The 14,753-nt window shown below is 59.9% G+C and carries 15 protein-coding genes; 8 read left to right on the forward strand and 7 right to left on the reverse strand.

Annotation, left to right across the window (positions count from 1 at the left end):
- Positions 1-10: 10 nt before the first annotated feature.
- On the forward strand, positions 11-919 hold the full coding sequence (gene sucD, locus KDL09_RS19730; protein WP_294389005.1) for a succinate--CoA ligase subunit alpha: 909 nt from the start codon (positions 11-13) through the stop codon (positions 917-919).
- 81 nt (positions 920-1,000) lie between these two features.
- Here sucD and KDL09_RS19735 read toward each other — a convergent pair whose 3' ends face one another.
- The 4 genes from KDL09_RS19735 to KDL09_RS19750 all read right to left on the reverse strand — a co-directional run bounded on the left by KDL09_RS19735 (position 1,001) and on the right by KDL09_RS19750 (position 5,307).
- Positions 1,001-1,381: a hypothetical protein gene (locus KDL09_RS19735; protein ID WP_294389006.1), complete on the reverse strand. Its 381-nt coding sequence runs from the start codon at positions 1,379-1,381 to the stop codon at positions 1,001-1,003.
- A gap of 33 nt (positions 1,382-1,414) precedes the next feature.
- Complete coding sequence (locus tag KDL09_RS19740) at positions 1,415-2,098, reverse strand: hypothetical protein (protein ID WP_294389007.1); 684 nt, start codon at positions 2,096-2,098, stop codon at positions 1,415-1,417.
- 34 nt (positions 2,099-2,132) lie between these two features.
- Positions 2,133-3,854 carry a hypothetical protein gene (locus KDL09_RS19745; RefSeq protein ID WP_294389008.1) on the reverse strand — a complete coding sequence of 574 codons (1,722 nt, stop codon included), beginning with the start codon at positions 3,852-3,854 and terminating at the stop codon, positions 2,133-2,135.
- Between the two features lie 79 nt (positions 3,855-3,933).
- Positions 3,934-5,307 (reverse strand): right-handed parallel beta-helix repeat-containing protein, encoded by a 1,374-nt coding sequence (locus KDL09_RS19750; RefSeq protein WP_294389009.1) that lies wholly within the window; start codon positions 5,305-5,307, stop codon positions 3,934-3,936.
- A gap of 147 nt (positions 5,308-5,454) precedes the next feature.
- Here KDL09_RS19750 and KDL09_RS19755 point away from each other — a divergent pair, with 147 nt between their 5' ends.
- Positions 5,455-6,477 carry a cytochrome-c peroxidase gene (locus KDL09_RS19755; protein WP_294389010.1) on the forward strand — a complete coding sequence of 341 codons (1,023 nt, stop codon included), beginning with the start codon at positions 5,455-5,457 and terminating at the stop codon, positions 6,475-6,477.
- Positions 6,478-6,546: 69 nt separating this feature from the next.
- Here the strand turns inward: KDL09_RS19755 and KDL09_RS19760 are convergent, their stop codons facing one another.
- Positions 6,547-7,773, reverse strand: a complete 1,227-nt coding sequence (locus KDL09_RS19760) for a DUF5722 domain-containing protein (RefSeq protein ID WP_294389011.1) — start codon at positions 7,771-7,773, stop codon at positions 6,547-6,549.
- Here KDL09_RS19760 and KDL09_RS19765 point away from each other — a divergent pair.
- From KDL09_RS19765 to KDL09_RS19785, 5 genes are all read left to right on the forward strand, one after another.
- Positions 7,772-7,945: a hypothetical protein gene (locus KDL09_RS19765; protein ID WP_294389012.1), complete on the forward strand. Its 174-nt coding sequence runs from the start codon at positions 7,772-7,774 to the stop codon at positions 7,943-7,945. The two genes, KDL09_RS19760 and KDL09_RS19765, sit on opposite strands and share 2 nt — an antisense overlap.
- 75 nt (positions 7,946-8,020) lie before the next feature.
- Positions 8,021-8,530 carry a hypothetical protein gene (locus KDL09_RS19770; protein ID WP_294389013.1) on the forward strand — a complete coding sequence of 170 codons (510 nt, stop codon included), beginning with the start codon at positions 8,021-8,023 and terminating at the stop codon, positions 8,528-8,530.
- Between the two features lie 50 nt (positions 8,531-8,580).
- Entirely contained in the window at positions 8,581-10,683 is a 2,103-nt protein-coding gene (locus KDL09_RS19775) for an acetate--CoA ligase family protein (RefSeq protein ID WP_294389014.1), read from the forward strand.
- A 54-nt stretch (positions 10,684-10,737) separates the two neighbouring features.
- A complete protein-coding gene (locus tag KDL09_RS19780) occupies positions 10,738-10,950 on the forward strand; it encodes a hypothetical protein (RefSeq protein WP_294389015.1) in 213 nt (70 codons plus the stop codon).
- Between the two features lie 9 nt (positions 10,951-10,959).
- Entirely contained in the window at positions 10,960-11,577 is a 618-nt protein-coding gene (locus tag KDL09_RS19785; RefSeq protein ID WP_294389016.1) for a hypothetical protein, read from the forward strand.
- 3 nt (positions 11,578-11,580) lie between these two features.
- Here the strand turns inward: KDL09_RS19785 and KDL09_RS19790 are convergent, their stop codons facing one another.
- Together KDL09_RS19790 and nuoF are read right to left on the reverse strand one after the other, a co-directional pair.
- Positions 11,581-12,243, reverse strand: a complete 663-nt coding sequence (locus KDL09_RS19790; protein WP_294389017.1) for a hypothetical protein — start codon at positions 12,241-12,243, stop codon at positions 11,581-11,583.
- Between the two features lie 74 nt (positions 12,244-12,317).
- A complete protein-coding gene (nuoF, locus tag KDL09_RS19795) occupies positions 12,318-13,712 on the reverse strand; it encodes an NADH-quinone oxidoreductase subunit NuoF (protein WP_294389018.1) in 1,395 nt (464 codons plus the stop codon).
- A 197-nt stretch (positions 13,713-13,909) separates the two neighbouring features.
- Here nuoF and KDL09_RS19800 point away from each other — a divergent pair.
- Positions 13,910-14,753: DUF1549 domain-containing protein (locus tag KDL09_RS19800; protein WP_294389019.1), on the forward strand; the 844-nt coding region annotated here is incomplete at its 3' end.

Raw genomic sequence — 14,753 nt, forward strand, 5'->3', positions numbered from 1 at the left:
AATTACTCCGATGGCCATTCTTGTTGAAACCGACACCCGCATTCTAGTTCAAGGCATCACTGGCGACTTCGGCTCACGACATGCCAAGGCCTCGATCGACTATGGCACGCAACTGGTTGCCGGGGTGACTCCGGGCAAGGGCGGGCAGGTGTTTGAGCATAGCGGCAAGAAGGTACCGGTGTTTGACACGGTGTCTGAAGCCGCTCGTGAAACCGGTGCGACGGTGAGTGTGATCTTTGTTCCTCCGCCGTTTGCTGCTGACGCGATTTTGGAAGGTGTGGACGCAGGTCTCGATCTCGTGGTGGCGATCACCGAAGGCATTCCAGTCAATGACATGGTCAGGGTGAAGGCCGCCATGAAAGGCAGCAAGACCCGCCTCATCGGCCCCAACTGCCCCGGCCTCGTGACTCCCGGCCACGGCGAGAAATCCCAAGGCGGCTGCCGCATCGGCATCGCCCCTGGTTACATTCACAAGCGTGGCAACGTCGGCGTCGTCAGCCGTTCCGGCACGCTCACGTATGAAGCGGTGTGGCAGCTCACGACTCGTGGCTATGGCCAGAGCACCTGCGTCGGCATTGGCGGTGACCCGGTTAATGGCACCAACCACCTGGACGTGCTCAAGATGTTCAACGACGATCCCGAGACCGAGGCGATCATCATGATCGGTGAAATCGGTGGCACGGCGGAAGTCGAAGCCGGTCTGTGGGCCAAGGAAAACTGCAAGAAGCCGATCGCTGCCTTCATTGCCGGTGCGACCGCACCCGCCGGTCGTCGCATGGGACATGCAGGTGCCATCATTGGTGGGGCGGATGACACCGCAGCCGCGAAGAAGCGCATCCTGGCTGAATGTGGCATTGCCGTTTCCGATTCCCCCGCCGACATGGCGACAACGCTCCTCAAGCGCTGGGGCAAGGCTTGATCTTTATCTGGTCTTTCGTTTCAACAAAAAAGCCGAACCGCGAGGTTCGGCTTTTTTGCTGGGTCGAGAGATCGGGAGATCTTAATGCCAAAAGTGGAACCACTGGTTCAGCCAGCCGACAATCGCGCCAATAGCGCCGATGACCAGGGCGCCCTCCGTCAGGAGACGCAGGCGCTCACCGCGGCGTGCCCGCTGCTTGGCGATAGGAATGCGGCGATGGCGTGGGGCGGGGGAGGAGAGTTCCATCGGTGGCACCATGTTCACATTCGCTAGGCGATGCTGCCGCTGAATGCGCGGAGCCGCCGTGATGAAACACTCCAACCGGTGAATCTCAGTATTCACTTCCACCGCACGCTTCGCGAGATGTCGCGACTTGCTGCGCGGGGACGACTCGTGCTTCAGTTCCTGCGCGGATTTGGGACGGCGGGAGCGCACTTTACGGTTGCCGGAGAACAGGGCCATGACGTGTGGGGAGGGTGAGAGGTTGTAGAAAACTCAGAACATCAGACGGATCAGCACGATCGCGACAAGCAGGGTGCCCATCATCGGGAGAGAAAAGGCAAAGCCACGGCGCATCCAGGCGAACAGATCGTCGGAACTGCCGGTGAACGACGGCATGACCGGCGCATCCGCATCGTCGAGGCTGATCGGACCATTGGCGGCCGCCTCAGGCGGACCCATCGCATGGAGACGACGAATGCCTTTCGCGAAATCGTTTTCCGCCTCATCGATGGCGGCCAGGGCGTTGTCGAGTTCCTCGCTCACCTGGGCACGGTGCCATTTCTCCGGCTGGAGCGATTTCAGAATGTCCAGGTGGCGGCGGAATTCGTCATGGGTCAGGGCCAGTTCTTCGACGCGCTTCTGAGCATCATAGAGCTCGCGCTCAACGTGACCCGCTGAGCGTCCGAGTTTCTCCAGAAGGTCCCGCTTCCCGGCCACAAAGCGTTCCTGTTTGATGCGCAGGGCTTCGAGATGCTGCTTCTGGCGCTCGATTTCTTCCTGCTGCAGGCGGAGCTGGAGGAGCTGCTCCTGCGCGGCCTTCACCTTGGAATCGACGTTTTCGAGGGAAGCGCCATCGCTGTGGCCGTTCATGAATTCAGGAGCGTCTTCGAAGACGAGGACATTGTCCTCGACCGGACCGGGGGCCAGAACTACGGCAGATGCTTTACGGGTGATCATGGGAGTGCTGGAAATTATTTCCAGCATCCAAATACTACAGGTATCTTAAATATTCCAGATTTTTCGTGCGCTTCTTGGCAAAAAAATAAGGAAGTCCTCCAAAAACCAGAGTCAGGACAGCTACTCCGACCAAGGCTGCCAGTTCCATCCGGCCGTCATAGCTCATCAAGGTGACGGCCTCCTGCTTCAGGTTCTGCCAGGAGGGAATCAGCGCGACCAGCATCCCGGCGACGATGTAGATGAAGCTCGCGATCAGGCAGATCGTGCCTCCAAAACCAGAAACGATGCGTGCCGGATTCGACTCGCGGAAATTGGGAACCAAGGCACCAAGGGACAGCGCCAGTGAGGTCAATCCATAACTCAGCATCAGGATGGACGCGCCGAAGAAGACGATGCGCTTCCACGACAGCCCGAGAGAAACACCCGAGACGATGACGAGGGTGACCATGACTATTGCAAGCACGCTGGCGCTCAATCGAAGCTTCAACGCGAGAACACGATGCAGGGGCATCGGGGACAGTCCCAGAATCCACAATCGCTGTCCCTCAAGGCTGAACTGCGGATAGATGAAACGCGTCGTCAGAGTCGAAAGTGCCAGGCAGCAGACCAGCAGGTTCAAATGACTCACCACCGTTATCCAAAACGGGCTCTGCAGGTCGTAGCCCAGCTTGCGCAGGTTCATTGAGTAAATCAGCAGCAGGCTGAAGATGATCGCCGTTTGCCCCCACTGCACCGGTTCGCGCACGAAGGTGCGCGACTCCTTCACCAGCAGGGCGAACGAGGCGCGGTCGAGACCGAGCATGCGGCGCAGCCATTCAGTGCAGCGTCCGGGCTGCGTGCGGAACATCGGGTCCACCGCCTTGCTTCCCGTTCGAGGGGCGGCGCTCATGACCCGGTTCCAGGCCGGAGAAAACTGCCCTCCCGCGATCCTGGCGGTGATCACGATGCTGATCAGAGCGTTCGCGAGAAGTACGAGATTGAAAAACAGTGTGCGCTCATGGATACCGCGTCCCGCCGCCTGAATCGTCTCCGCCACCCAGGAACTGGGCAGCAGCGGATGCATGCAGATTTCAGTGTGCTTCAGGATCTGATTCAAACTGGCACTTAGATCTCCCGAGTTCAGGGTGTCGAGACTCGTGTGCCAGACCGGCATGGTTTGGATCAGCAGCCAGACAACGATCGCCAATAGAGGCTTCCACATCCAGCGGCGTGACCAGCGCACCAGCGCGATCAGCAGCCAGGTCGAAGCATTCGCCGCGATCATCACGAGAGCCATCAAGGCGGGCAGCACGGCGAGCATGAATCCCGCATGTGCCTTGTAGGTTCGTGCCAGCGCCAGCAGGATCGGCGTGCTGAGCACCAGCAGGCCCCAGCTCGCAAGCAGCATGCCCTCCAGTGTTTTCCACAGCACCAGGCTGCGGGGAGGCAGCGGCAGGGCAATCTGCCATTCCATGTCCTTTCGGCGGAACAATCCCATGCCCGTGATCGTGGCATTTGAGATGATCAGCATCACAAAGAAAAAGAAGAACAGCAGAAACACCAGTCGCTCCGTCAGCAGCGTTCCGATCAGCGGCAGTTTGGCGACGAACTCCAGCCCGCTGGCCACCAGCCAGTAGGCCGCCACTCCGTAAAACACGAGGAACCCGCCGAGCGTGAGGCAAAGCAATCGGTTCTCACGCAGCCCAAAGCGCAGTTTGTGCAGCAGCATGAGCCAGTGAGCCTTGGCAAGCAGCGAAGTGGCGGATGCGACGGTCATGAGGGAACGAGGTATGAGTTAGATGTTATGAGTGCCGGGTCAGTTGCTTTCAACCCGCAGCTCTTTACTGCCCCGTTCCTCACTTCGCGTCCGCCGCGTTGCTGACGGCGTTCTGTCCGATCATGTTGCCTTTGCCGCCGATGACGACAAGAGACGGCTCCTTGCTGCGCTTTTCCGCGTCACGATCATCGCGGATGAGATTCTCGGAGACGAGGCTGTTTGTCACATTTTCCAACCGGATGCCCGCGCCGTCGGAGTCCAGCACGCTGTTGTGGGAGATCTGCAGGCGGCTGCAGGATTCGGCATCCACCGCGGCGCGTTGCTTCCATACGCCGGAGACGATGTTGTTGCTGAAAATGCTGTCTTCGCAGCGCAGGAAGACGACGCCGTTCTTTTCGGCATTGTCGAAACCGTTCACCAGATAGCGCGGATTGCGGTCAAAGTTGTTGCCGGTGACGACGATGTTCCCGCTGTCCTCTACTATCAGGTCATGCTGGAAGCCTTCCCAGAAGGTGTTGCCCGTGACCGTCACGCCACGTGAGTGGCGGATCTCCACATTCACCTGCACATCGCTGAACACGTTGGCGGTGATGGTCACATTGCCTTCGCGGGTGTGCTCACGTCCTGCGCGACGCAGCAGCGAAGCGTCCGTGCCGGAGCCGATGATGCGGATGTTGGCGGAGTCCGGCGACTTGTTCGTGTGCTGAAGAGTGCAGCCAGTGATCGCCACTTCGCCGATCGAGCCGCCGCGTGAATCAAGCATCACATTCGCGCTGGGCGGTCCGTCTTTCGCATGATTGCCCTCGATGTCGCAGGTGCCGATGTGCAGGTTGCGCACGTTGCCGCCGACGGACACGACGCCGCCGCCGCCATTGTAGCTGATGTGGCTGCCCACGATGTTCGACTGATGCAGGTTCACGTTGTCATAAAAGACGCCGATGCCCGTGTTGTGATAGAAGTGACAGGCCGAGATCAGAACGTTGCGGTTTCGTGTCGTCAAATGCACTGCATGGCGGCACTCGCGCACCACCACGCGGCTCAGAGTGATCTGCATCGTGCCGGTGGCCTCGATTCCATCGGCCTCGGCGTGAGCGCCCACGATCTCGATGCCAGTCACCATCGGCGTTCGCTGGTTTTCCCAGACCTCGGGCTTGAAGGAGTCCGGCGCTGCCGATCCTTCATGGGTACCGATGAAATGAATCGCGGGTCCTGCAGCCTCCATCAGGAGGCGCACCGTGCCGTCGCCGCTGATGGCGGCGAATCCGGTCTTGGCCAGGTCAACTTTCAGAGTTTGTGTCAGTCGATAGGTTCCTTTTGCCAGTGTCACGCTGCCGCGTGTGTCGATCAGGTGCTGAATCGCCGCCGTATCGTCAGCCTTGCCGTCGCCGACAGGTTGCTGGGCCATCGAAACGCCGGCCACGGCCAGCACAGAAAGGAGGAGGCGGTACATCATTCGGACAGCCTAGCGGTGTGCCTCAGTTTTCGTCAATGCCAGACTCCCCGTCTCATTGAGAAATCATCTCATCCTGCAATCGCTTGAAACCCATCTTCTCCGCGCGACGTATCGCTCGCACGTTCTCTTCATTTCTTCACCTTCATCATGAACAATACCGCACGTTCCCTCATCCTTGTCGTCGGCTTGAGCACCGCCTCCGCGCATGCGCAGGCCGATCTTACTGAAGCCTTTCTTCCGATGTTCATGCCGCTTCCTTCCCAGGTGGCGTCTCCCACCAATGAGATCACGGAAGCCAAAGTTAATCTCGGTCGCCAGCTCTTCTATGAGACCCGCATCTCGAAGGGGGCAAAAATGTCCTGCAACTCCTGTCACGTGCTCGACAAATACGGTCAGGATAATCTGCCATTCTCTCCCGGTCATGAAGGCAAGCTCGGCGGTCGCAGTTCACCCTCCGTCTACAATGCCGCGGCACACGTGGCGCAGTTCTGGGACGGTCGTGCGCCCAGTGTGGAAGAGCAGGCCAAAGGCCCCGTGCTCAATCCGGTCGAAATGGGTGCTCCCGATGCCGATTTCGTCGTGAAGGTGCTCAAGAGCATGCCCGGCTATGTGGAAGCTTTCAAAGCCGCATTCCCCGGCGAAGCCGATCCTGTCACCTATGACAACTTTGGCAAGGCCGTGGGAGCCTTTGAACGCAAGCTGCTCACCCCCTCGAAATGGGATGCCTTCCTCAAGGGCGACAAGAGCGCGCTCAGTGCTGAAGAGAAGAAGGGGTTCGCCACGTTCGCGAAAACAGGCTGCGTTACCTGCCACAATGGTGTGGGTGTCGGTGGCATGATGTATCAGAAACTGGGTCTCGTGAAGGCCTGGCCGGACCTGACTGACAATGGTCGTTCGGACATCACCAAGAGCGACAGCGAGAAGTTCTTCTTCAAAGTCCCCAGCCTGCGCAATATCACCGAAACCGGCCCCTATCTCCACAACGGCTCGGTCAAGACTCTCGATGACATGGTGAGGAAAATGGGAGAATACCAGCTCGGCAAGATGCTCAGTGATGAAGAAGTGGCCTCCATCATCGCCTTCCTCAAGGCGCTCAAAGGCGATATCCCTGCCGATTACATCAAGAAGCCCGAGCTTCCTGAAAGCACCGCTGACACGCCCAAGGCGTGATCGTATCGGATTCTTAGACTTACTTCATCAGCCGGGCCGCAAGCCCGGCTGATTTGTTTTCAGCTCACGTTATTCATTCCACGCCTTCAAGCCGGTCACCGGCAGCAGTGCATCCGCTGCGGCACGCCATTCGGATGTTCCGGCTTTTTTGAAGAGGTCGTAGATCAGTTTCGTGCTGTGTGGATCAGCGATGGAATTGGGCTTGTTGCGCCACAGACCGAGGCGAAGGCCGCCTTCCTTCGCATGGTCCACGTGTCGATGGTAGATGAAGGCGTCGATCGTGGGCAGTGTCTGGATCTTCTCCCAGGCGTAGGCATAGGCGGCGGCCTGAAGTTTTTCACCGTCGGGAGTCAGCAGCGTGTGAAAGCCCTGCTCACTGAGGATGATGCGGCGCGGCTTGCCTTGATAAAGCAACTCGGGCTTTGCGAGATGCTTTGGCAGCACTTCGAGATTCTTGAAGGTAACCTTGTTGGTGTTGTCGTCGTGCGTGACGTTCTTGTCCGCCCACGCACGCGGATTGCCGAGGTTCTCGGGATAGGGATGCCAGGCGGCATTCCAGTCGAAGTCACCACGCTCGCGCACGAGCCGTGCGAAGGTGTCGAGGAAGTCGCGTCCCGGTGTGGCCTCCTCCGGGCTGACGTTGTGCATGCGTTCGGCCCAGTGATGATCAAAGGAGGCGTAGGCGCGGGCATGCTGCGAGTGTCGGCGGATCGCGGTGTGGGCGATGCGAAAGGCCTTCTCGTATTCACTGGCCGCCGTTTCGAGTGTGACGAGCCCCATATTGTTCCACATGAAGTGCGAGTTCACCTCGTTGCCGATGATCCAGCCCCACACACGTCCGTGCTCCGGGTGCGCGCCGCTCCAGCGCTCGGCGAGGAGGTTCATCACGGCCGGGAAGAACCCGCTGGAGGTGTTCACCGCGCCGACGGTGAACTTGAGGTCCTGTCGGTGCCCCGGATGCAGCACGATGTTGTCGATGGCCGGATTCTTCGACGGGTAGGCGATGATGATCAAATAAACGACCACGCCCGCGTCTGACAGCGGCTTGATCTGTTTGTCGAGCGACGCCAGGTAGTTCTGGCTCCAGACGAACTCGCCTTTGCCCGGCTTTGACTGCGGCGAATGCAGAGCGGCGACGTTCACGTTGATCGTCGCGTGATGAATGCCGAGCGCGAGCGCATCCTCCGTCATCTGCACCTGGATGCCCTTCACATCCGGCGGTGTCGGATACGGATCCGCGTTTTGCGCACTGGCAATCGTGGCGAGAATGAGGCAGGAAAGAAAAAGTCGAAGCATGAGCGAGATCGAACCCATCCTACCCACGCCAGCCGCCGAGCAACCCGAACCTGCCTGCGAACGCTGCGGCAAGCCTGGTGCGACGAAATTCGGCGACGAGTTCATCTGCGATGACTGCTATGTGGCGTGCGGCGCGTGCTGTGCGGGGTGGTTTGAGGAAAAGGAAGAATGATGCTTGTTGGCGGAACAGTTCTGCGTCTTTGCTTGTCTAATGCGTCTGATCACCCCCAGAAATGCTCTGCGTCTCATGGGAATCTTGGTCCTGGGAGGTTCAGCAATCCTCTGGCGCTGGTATGAGGCCCGCTACACCCGGTTTCCCGTGCACAGACTCCCACATTGGGAAATGTTTGAAAGCTGGCGTGTCTCACGCACTCAGGAATATGTGGCGACCGCTACCTTGGCGGTGGCTGGCTTTCACAAGCATTATGGGAAGCTGCCTTTCAACAGCCCGGACCGCGAATATCAGTTCAGCATCACGCTCGGACATGATTTGAGTGGCGTCTGGACGAATACGAACCGTCTAAATCATGATCGTGTCGTCTTCTGGAACTTGCCTGCCGGGGAGCAGCGTGATGGCTGGGGAAACTTGCTGCATTACCACTTTGATCACGATGGTGACGGCATCGTGCATCCTGGTGTTGAAAGGTGGGGGACTGCTCCCGGAGCTAAGCCAGTTCACCGCTCCTTTGTGGTCTGGTCCGACGGTCCCAACGGGCGTGATGATGGAGGCGAGGGCGACGACATTCGTGGTTGGTAGATTCACAACATGCGCTGAGACATCGCGTCTTCGTCACGTAGAATGCCCCGATGTCCCTCGAAGCCTTCTTCCAGCCGCGCAGCATTGCCTTGATCGGAGCCACAGAGCGTGAAGGCAGCGTAGGGCGGGCGATTTGGGAGAATTTGCGCGGGTTTGGCGGGACGGTGTTTCCGGTGAATGGAAAACATGCAGAGGTGTTCGGGGTGAAGGCATTTCCCAGCATCGCGGTGCTGCCGGAGGTGCCGGATCTGGTGATCGTTGTGACTCCGGCGCCGACGGTGCCGCAGATTGTCGAAGAGGCCGGAGCTGCTGGTGTGAAGGCGGTGATCGTGATCTCGGCGGGGTTCAAGGAAGTCGGTGCGGAGGGGGCGGAACTGGAGAAGCGCGTGCTTGAAGCGGCGAAGCGACATGGCGTTCGCTTGATTGGGCCGAACTGTCTTGGGCTGATGAATCCGCATGCGGGGTTGAACGCGAGTTTTGCGAGCAGCGTCGCGCGGCCGGGGCGCGTGGCGTTTCTGAGCCAGAGCGGGGCGTTGTGCACGGCGATCCTGGACTGGAGCCACGACCAGCATGTGGGATTCAGCGCGTTTGTTTCGACCGGTGCGATGGCGGACGTGGGATGGGCCGAGTTGATCCGGCATTTTGGCGATGATCCGCGCACGGAGAGTATCGTGATCTACATGGAGTCGGTGGGCGGTGATGCGGCGGCGTTTCTCGCGGCGGCACGGGCCGTGGCGGCACAGAAGCCGATCGTGGTGATCAAAGTCGGACGCACGGCGGAGGCGTCGAAGGCTGCGGCATCGCATACTGGCGCGATGACGGGCAGCGATGCGGTGCTGGATGCGGCGCTGCGGCAAAGCGGTGTGCTGCGTGTGGACACGATCGAGGAGCTGTTCGACATGGCGGAAGTTTTGGCCAAACAGCCGCTGCCGACCGGGCGACGGCTGGCGATCGTGACGAACGCGGGTGGTCCGGGGGCGCTCGCGACGGATGCGCTGGTGCTGGGCAAGGGCGTGCTGGCGGAGCTGTCGCCGAAGACTCTGGACGAACTGAACGCGGCGCTGCCTTCGTGCTGGAGTCATCACAATCCGGTCGATGTTTTGGGCGATGCGGACGCGGCGCGATTTGCCAAAGCACTGCGCATCGTGGCGAAGGACGATGGCGTGGACGGCGTGCTGGCCATTTTGACACCACAGGCGATGACGCATCCGACGGACATCGCACACGAGGTGGCATTGATCGCGAGCGAGATCGGCAAGCCTTTGCTCGCAAGCTGGATGGGCGCGCAGAGCGTGCAGGAAGGTCGTGGCATTCTGAATGCCGCCGGCGTGCCGACGTATGATTACCCCGATGAAGCAGCGCAGGCCTTTGTGCGCATGCGCGAGCACCGGCTGCGCCTGATCTGGCTGAATGAGACGCAGAACGCCTATGCCAACGATGACGGTGAAGCACTGCCAGTGGTCGGAGACATGATCGACGCGGTGCTCAAGAGCGGTCGCACGTTGATGACGGAACTGGAGGCGAAGCAACTGCTGCAGGTGGCGGGCATTCCCATTGTGGAAACACGTGCGGCCTACGATGAAGCAGCCGCCGTGGCCGCGGCGGAGGCGCTGGGCTTTCCCGTGGTGGTGAAGCTGCTCTCGCCCACGATCACGCACAAAAGCGACTGCGGTGGTGTGCAGCTCAATCTGCTGAATGCCTCCGCCGTGCAGCAGGCCTGGCGGCTGATCCGCGACAATGTCACACACCTGCATGGTGCCGCCGCATTTGAAGGCGTGACGGTGCAGCGCATGGTGACGCGCAAGGGCACCGAATTGATTCTCGGCGCGAGCACGGACGCGCAGTTTGGCCCGGTGCTGCTGTTCGGCGCGGGCGGGACGCTGGTGGAGGTGTTTCAAGACCGCTCCCTGGCGCTGCCGCCGCTGAACTACCCGCTCGCACGGCGCTGGGTCGAGCAGACGAAGATCGCCAGGGTGCTGCACGGTGTGCGCGGTCAGGCGGGGATTGATTTTCCGGCGCTCGATGACCTGCTGGTGAAATTCGCCCGTCTTGTTCAGCACGAACGGCGCATCGTGGAGCTGGACATCAATCCGCTGCTGGCCACGCCGGAAGGCGTGCTGGCGCTGGATGCGCGGGTGGTGGTGCGGGCGTGAATTGCCATTTGCACGCAGGGCCTCTCCCGATAGGATGGCGGACCCAAATCACCCATGAAAACCGCCTCGTTTCTCCTCTGCGCCGCCGCCATTGCCTTCGTTTCCACTTCCTGCGGGAAGCACACCTGGAAGGAAACCCAGGTGCTGCATGAAGGCATGCACAAGGCGCACGGCGAAGAGCACGGTGACGCCCAAGCGAAGGAAGCCGGACACGGCGAAGCCCACGCTGAGAAGAAGGAAGCGCACGGCGAGAAGAAGGAGCACTAAGACCGGCTCATGCGTCGCTTCGCCATCATCGGGCTGCTGGTTCTGGTGATCGTCGCGACCAGTTGTGTGATGTTGCGGACCTGCTGGGCGCGCATGACGGGTTCGATTCCGTCCATCGGCGGCAAAGAGCTGCATCTGCGCCTGCCGGATGGCGGGAAGACGCATTTGCAGAAGGACAAACGCTGGGCGGAGGACCAGCTCGGCTCCTCGACAGGCACGTTGGGCAGTCATGGCTGCCTCGTAAGCAGCGTGGCGATGGCCTGCTCAAATCTCGGCGTCAAACTGACGCCCAAGGAACTGAACGAGCGCCTGAAGAAAGCCGACGGCTTTCTGCCGCAGGGCTGGGTGGTGTGGAATGCGCTGCCCAAGGTGACCGAAGGCAGGCTCGCCGCGGATTACCATCCTCATTCAAGCCATGCCGTCATGGATGCGGCGCTCGAACGCGGCGCCTATCCCGTGGTGAAATACTTCCTCCTCGGCGGCATCCAGCACTGGTGCGTCATCGTGGGGAAGGAAGGCCAGGAGTATCTGGCGCGCGATCCGCTGCGGGATGACAAGGAACCGGTGAAACTCAGCGAGCTGACCGCGAAGATCTACGCGGTGCGGGTGATCCGGAAGGTGGAGTGACGATCAGTTTCGCCAAGAGCAGATGTTGTCGTGCCAGGTCTTGGGGTCCCGGTCCGGGCCGGCGGAGTAGATGATGACCTCTAGAGATAATGTTTGAGGTGGCGGGTTCGCTTGGCACCGCTTCGCGTAATCGGGATGGGATTGGTCCGCACCGAATTCGGGATTGGCGACTTGGTTGTCATTGTTGGTATCGAGCACGATAAAATAAGGCTCGCCCCAAGGATCGCTGAGCACCCACTCACCGCCGTCTTGCCAGGTGCCGAATTTGTGATCATGGGCTTTAGGAAGGTCGATGTATCTGATATCTTTAGGACTGCTGCTTGGAAGGGGGATGAGCGGTTTGGTTTCGTCACCGATGAGCATGGGCAGCATTGGGCCTCGCGAGCGCATGGAAATGTCTTCGCCGGACAGAGCAGATGTCAGAATGGGATAGCGATTCCAGTCCACTTGAAAAGAAATGATCGCCATGTGGAGGTCTTTGATGACGTCTTGCACCTGTGTCGGGCGAAGCTTTTTTGCGGCGTGTTCTGGGAAAAAGAAGAGATAAACCGCAGCCATTGCCATCACTGCCACGAACAAGCCGACGAGCGACACAAGAATGATTACCATCCATTCACAGCCGGATTTTTTTGCTTTCGTGGGCACGGTGGCTTTGCCTTCGGTCACGCCACCGTTTTACCCGACAGAGCCTTCCTCTGTCGAGATCCGAATGAAAGCCGACGGCTCCTCGGCGCTCCCTATCACACCACCAATCCCGCAGCGGCCACGAGCGTCTCTTCGTTGACGATCTTGCCGGCGAGGTCGGGTTTGCAGTCGCCTTTGAGTTCGTCGCGGAATTTCCGGATAAAGCTCTGGGTGGGCCAGGAGGCGGCTTCGCCGAAGGCGCAGATGGTCTTGCCTTCGATCTGATTGGCGACGGTCTCCAGCGTGTCCACGTCGTCAGGGCTGGCGTCACCGGCGACGATGCGGTCGCTGATTTTCTTCATCCACAGGCTGCCTTCGCGGCAGGGGGTGCACTGGCCGCAGGATTCGTGGGCGTAGAAGGCGTTCAGGTTGTTGATGACCCAGGTCATGCTGCGGCTGTCGTCCATGATGATGACGCCACCGGAGCCGGCCATGGTGCCGCACTGGGCCATGGTGTCGAAGTCCATCGGGATGTCCATGATGCCGATCTCACGGCCGTCCTTGAGCTTGTACTTCTCATCGGCACGCAGCACTTTGGAGGAACTGCCGCCCGGGATGATGGCCTTCAGTTTGCGGCCGGGTTTGAGGCCGCCGCAGAGGACATCAATGACTTCGCCCATGGTGACCTTGCCGACTTCGACTTCGTAGTAGCCGGGCTTCTGCACGTCGCCGCTGACGCAGAGGATGCGGGTGCCGGTGTTGTTCGGCGTGCCGAGCTTGGCGTATTCCGCACCGCCCATCTCGATGATGTGCTTCACGTGGCAGAGGGACTCGACGTTGTTCACGATGGTCGGGCTCATGTAGAGGCCAAGCGCGGCGGGGAAGTAGGGCGGCTTGATGCGCGGGTAGGGGCGCTTGCCTTCGAGAGATTCGATCAAACCGGTTTCTTCACCGCAGATGTACGCGCCCGCACCGCGATGCACGTAGATCTCGCAGTCGAAGCCGGAGCCGAGAATGTTCTTGCCGAGGAAACCTTTTTCGTGGGCTTCGGCGATGGCCTTTTCGAGAATCTTGGCGGCGTAAGGGAACTCCTCGCGCACATAGATGTAGGACAGCTTCGCGTTCACGGCGAAGCAGGAGATGGTCATGCCCTCGATCAACTGATGAGGGTCCTGATGCATGATGTAGCGGTCCTTGAAGGTGCCGGGTTCGGATTCGTCGGCGTTGCAGATGAGATAAACCGGCTTGGTGTTCGTCGGCGGGATGAAGCCCCACTTCACGCCGGTGGGGAAACCCGCACCCCCACGACCGCGGAGTCCGCTGGCTTTGACCTCGTTGATGATGGCGCTTTTTTCCATCTTGAGCGCCTTCTTGAGCTGCTCGTAGCCGCCGTTCTTCAGGTAGCAGTCGATGGACGAATCGTAACCGGCGCGGTCGACGTTTTTGAAGATCAGGCGCGTTTCGCGCGCATGGGGTTCTTTTCCGGGAAGATACTGGACGGGGGAGGCCATGGAGGCAGTATTCCTGTGTGAATAAGCGGGGCAACCGGGATTTGTGAAAAAATTCACAAAGGGGGTGGAAGGGGAATGACGAATGAGGAATGCGGAATGTCGAATGACAGATGGCGGGGATGAAAGCTCGCGGGGGTGAGCGGTGTAGTTTGGGGGTGATTTTTCCGGCTCTGAGAACGGGATCGATGGCTCTGCTGATGCTGATGGCATCTGCGGGTCTCGTTTTGGCCAAAAAAGACGAGGGGCCAAAGCCGGTTCCGTGGTCGTTTGCGCCTCTGAAGCGGGTGGCCGCCCCTCAGGTGAAGGACACGGCGTGGCCGAAGACGCGGATCGACTACTTCATTCTCGCCAGGATGGAGGCGGCTGGGCTGAAGCCGGCGCCGCGGGCGGAGGATCGGGTGTTGCAGCGGCGGTTGGCCTTTGACCTTACCGGGCTGCCGCCGTCCGACATGTCGAACAAGTCGGACTGGTCCGACGCAATTCGAGAAATGCTCGCGAATCCCCACTACGGCGAACGCTGGGCGCGTCACTGGCTCGATCTGGCACGCTACGTCGATGAGACACCGAACTGGCTCGATTCGACAAAGTACTCCTACCTCTACCGTGACTGGGTGGTGCAGGCGTTGAACGAGGACATGCCGTATGACCGCTTCGTGGTGCGACAGCTTGCGACGGATTTCCTTCCCGAGTGCGGACCTGCGGATCGCGTGGCGCTCGGATTCATCGGCCTGAGCCCGACCTACTTCAAAGAGCTGCAACTGCCGCCGGAGATCATCAAGACGACGGTCGCCGATGAATGGGAGGAGCACGTCGATGCGATCGGCCGCACCTTCCTCGGCCTCACGCTGGCTTGTGCGCGCTGCCATGATCACAAGTCGGATCCGATCACCGCGCAGGATTACTATGCGCTCGCCGGTGTGTTTGCCTCCGTGAAGCTGTCCGAGATGCCGATCGTGGGAGACGATTTGTGGAAGCCGGTTGAAAAGGCGCGTGCTGATGTCGCAGCGTTGGAAAAGCAGATTGCCGACTTGAAGAAAAAGA

The organism is Prosthecobacter sp., from assembly GCF_020439865.1.
Classification (GTDB): domain Bacteria; phylum Verrucomicrobiota; class Verrucomicrobiia; order Verrucomicrobiales; family Verrucomicrobiaceae; genus Prosthecobacter.

Bases quoted from the DNA above. Each gene is read 5' to 3' on its own strand.
- sucD (WP_294389005.1), top strand. From the start codon at position 11: ATGGCCATTCTTGTTGAAACCGACACCCGCATTCTAGTTCAAGGCATC.
- KDL09_RS19735 (WP_294389006.1), bottom strand. From the start codon at position 1,381: ATGGCCCTGTTCTCCGGCAACCGTAAAGTGCGCTCCCGCCGTCCCAAA.
- KDL09_RS19740 (WP_294389007.1), bottom strand. From the start codon at position 2,098: ATGATCACCCGTAAAGCATCTGCCGTAGTTCTGGCCCCCGGTCCGGTC.
- KDL09_RS19745 (WP_294389008.1), bottom strand. From the start codon at position 3,854: ATGACCGTCGCATCCGCCACTTCGCTGCTTGCCAAGGCTCACTGGCTC.
- KDL09_RS19750 (WP_294389009.1), bottom strand. From the start codon at position 5,307: ATGATGTACCGCCTCCTCCTTTCTGTGCTGGCCGTGGCCGGCGTTTCG.
- KDL09_RS19755 (WP_294389010.1), top strand. From the start codon at position 5,455: ATGAACAATACCGCACGTTCCCTCATCCTTGTCGTCGGCTTGAGCACC.
- KDL09_RS19765 (WP_294389012.1), top strand. From the start codon at position 7,772: ATGAGCGAGATCGAACCCATCCTACCCACGCCAGCCGCCGAGCAACCC.
- KDL09_RS19760 (WP_294389011.1), bottom strand. From the start codon at position 7,773: ATGCTTCGACTTTTTCTTTCCTGCCTCATTCTCGCCACGATTGCCAGT.
- KDL09_RS19770 (WP_294389013.1), top strand. From the start codon at position 8,021: ATGGGAATCTTGGTCCTGGGAGGTTCAGCAATCCTCTGGCGCTGGTAT.
- KDL09_RS19775 (WP_294389014.1), top strand. From the start codon at position 8,581: ATGTCCCTCGAAGCCTTCTTCCAGCCGCGCAGCATTGCCTTGATCGGA.
- KDL09_RS19780 (WP_294389015.1), top strand. From the start codon at position 10,738: ATGAAAACCGCCTCGTTTCTCCTCTGCGCCGCCGCCATTGCCTTCGTT.
- KDL09_RS19785 (WP_294389016.1), top strand. From the start codon at position 10,960: ATGCGTCGCTTCGCCATCATCGGGCTGCTGGTTCTGGTGATCGTCGCG.
- nuoF (WP_294389018.1), bottom strand. From the start codon at position 13,712: ATGGCCTCCCCCGTCCAGTATCTTCCCGGAAAAGAACCCCATGCGCGC.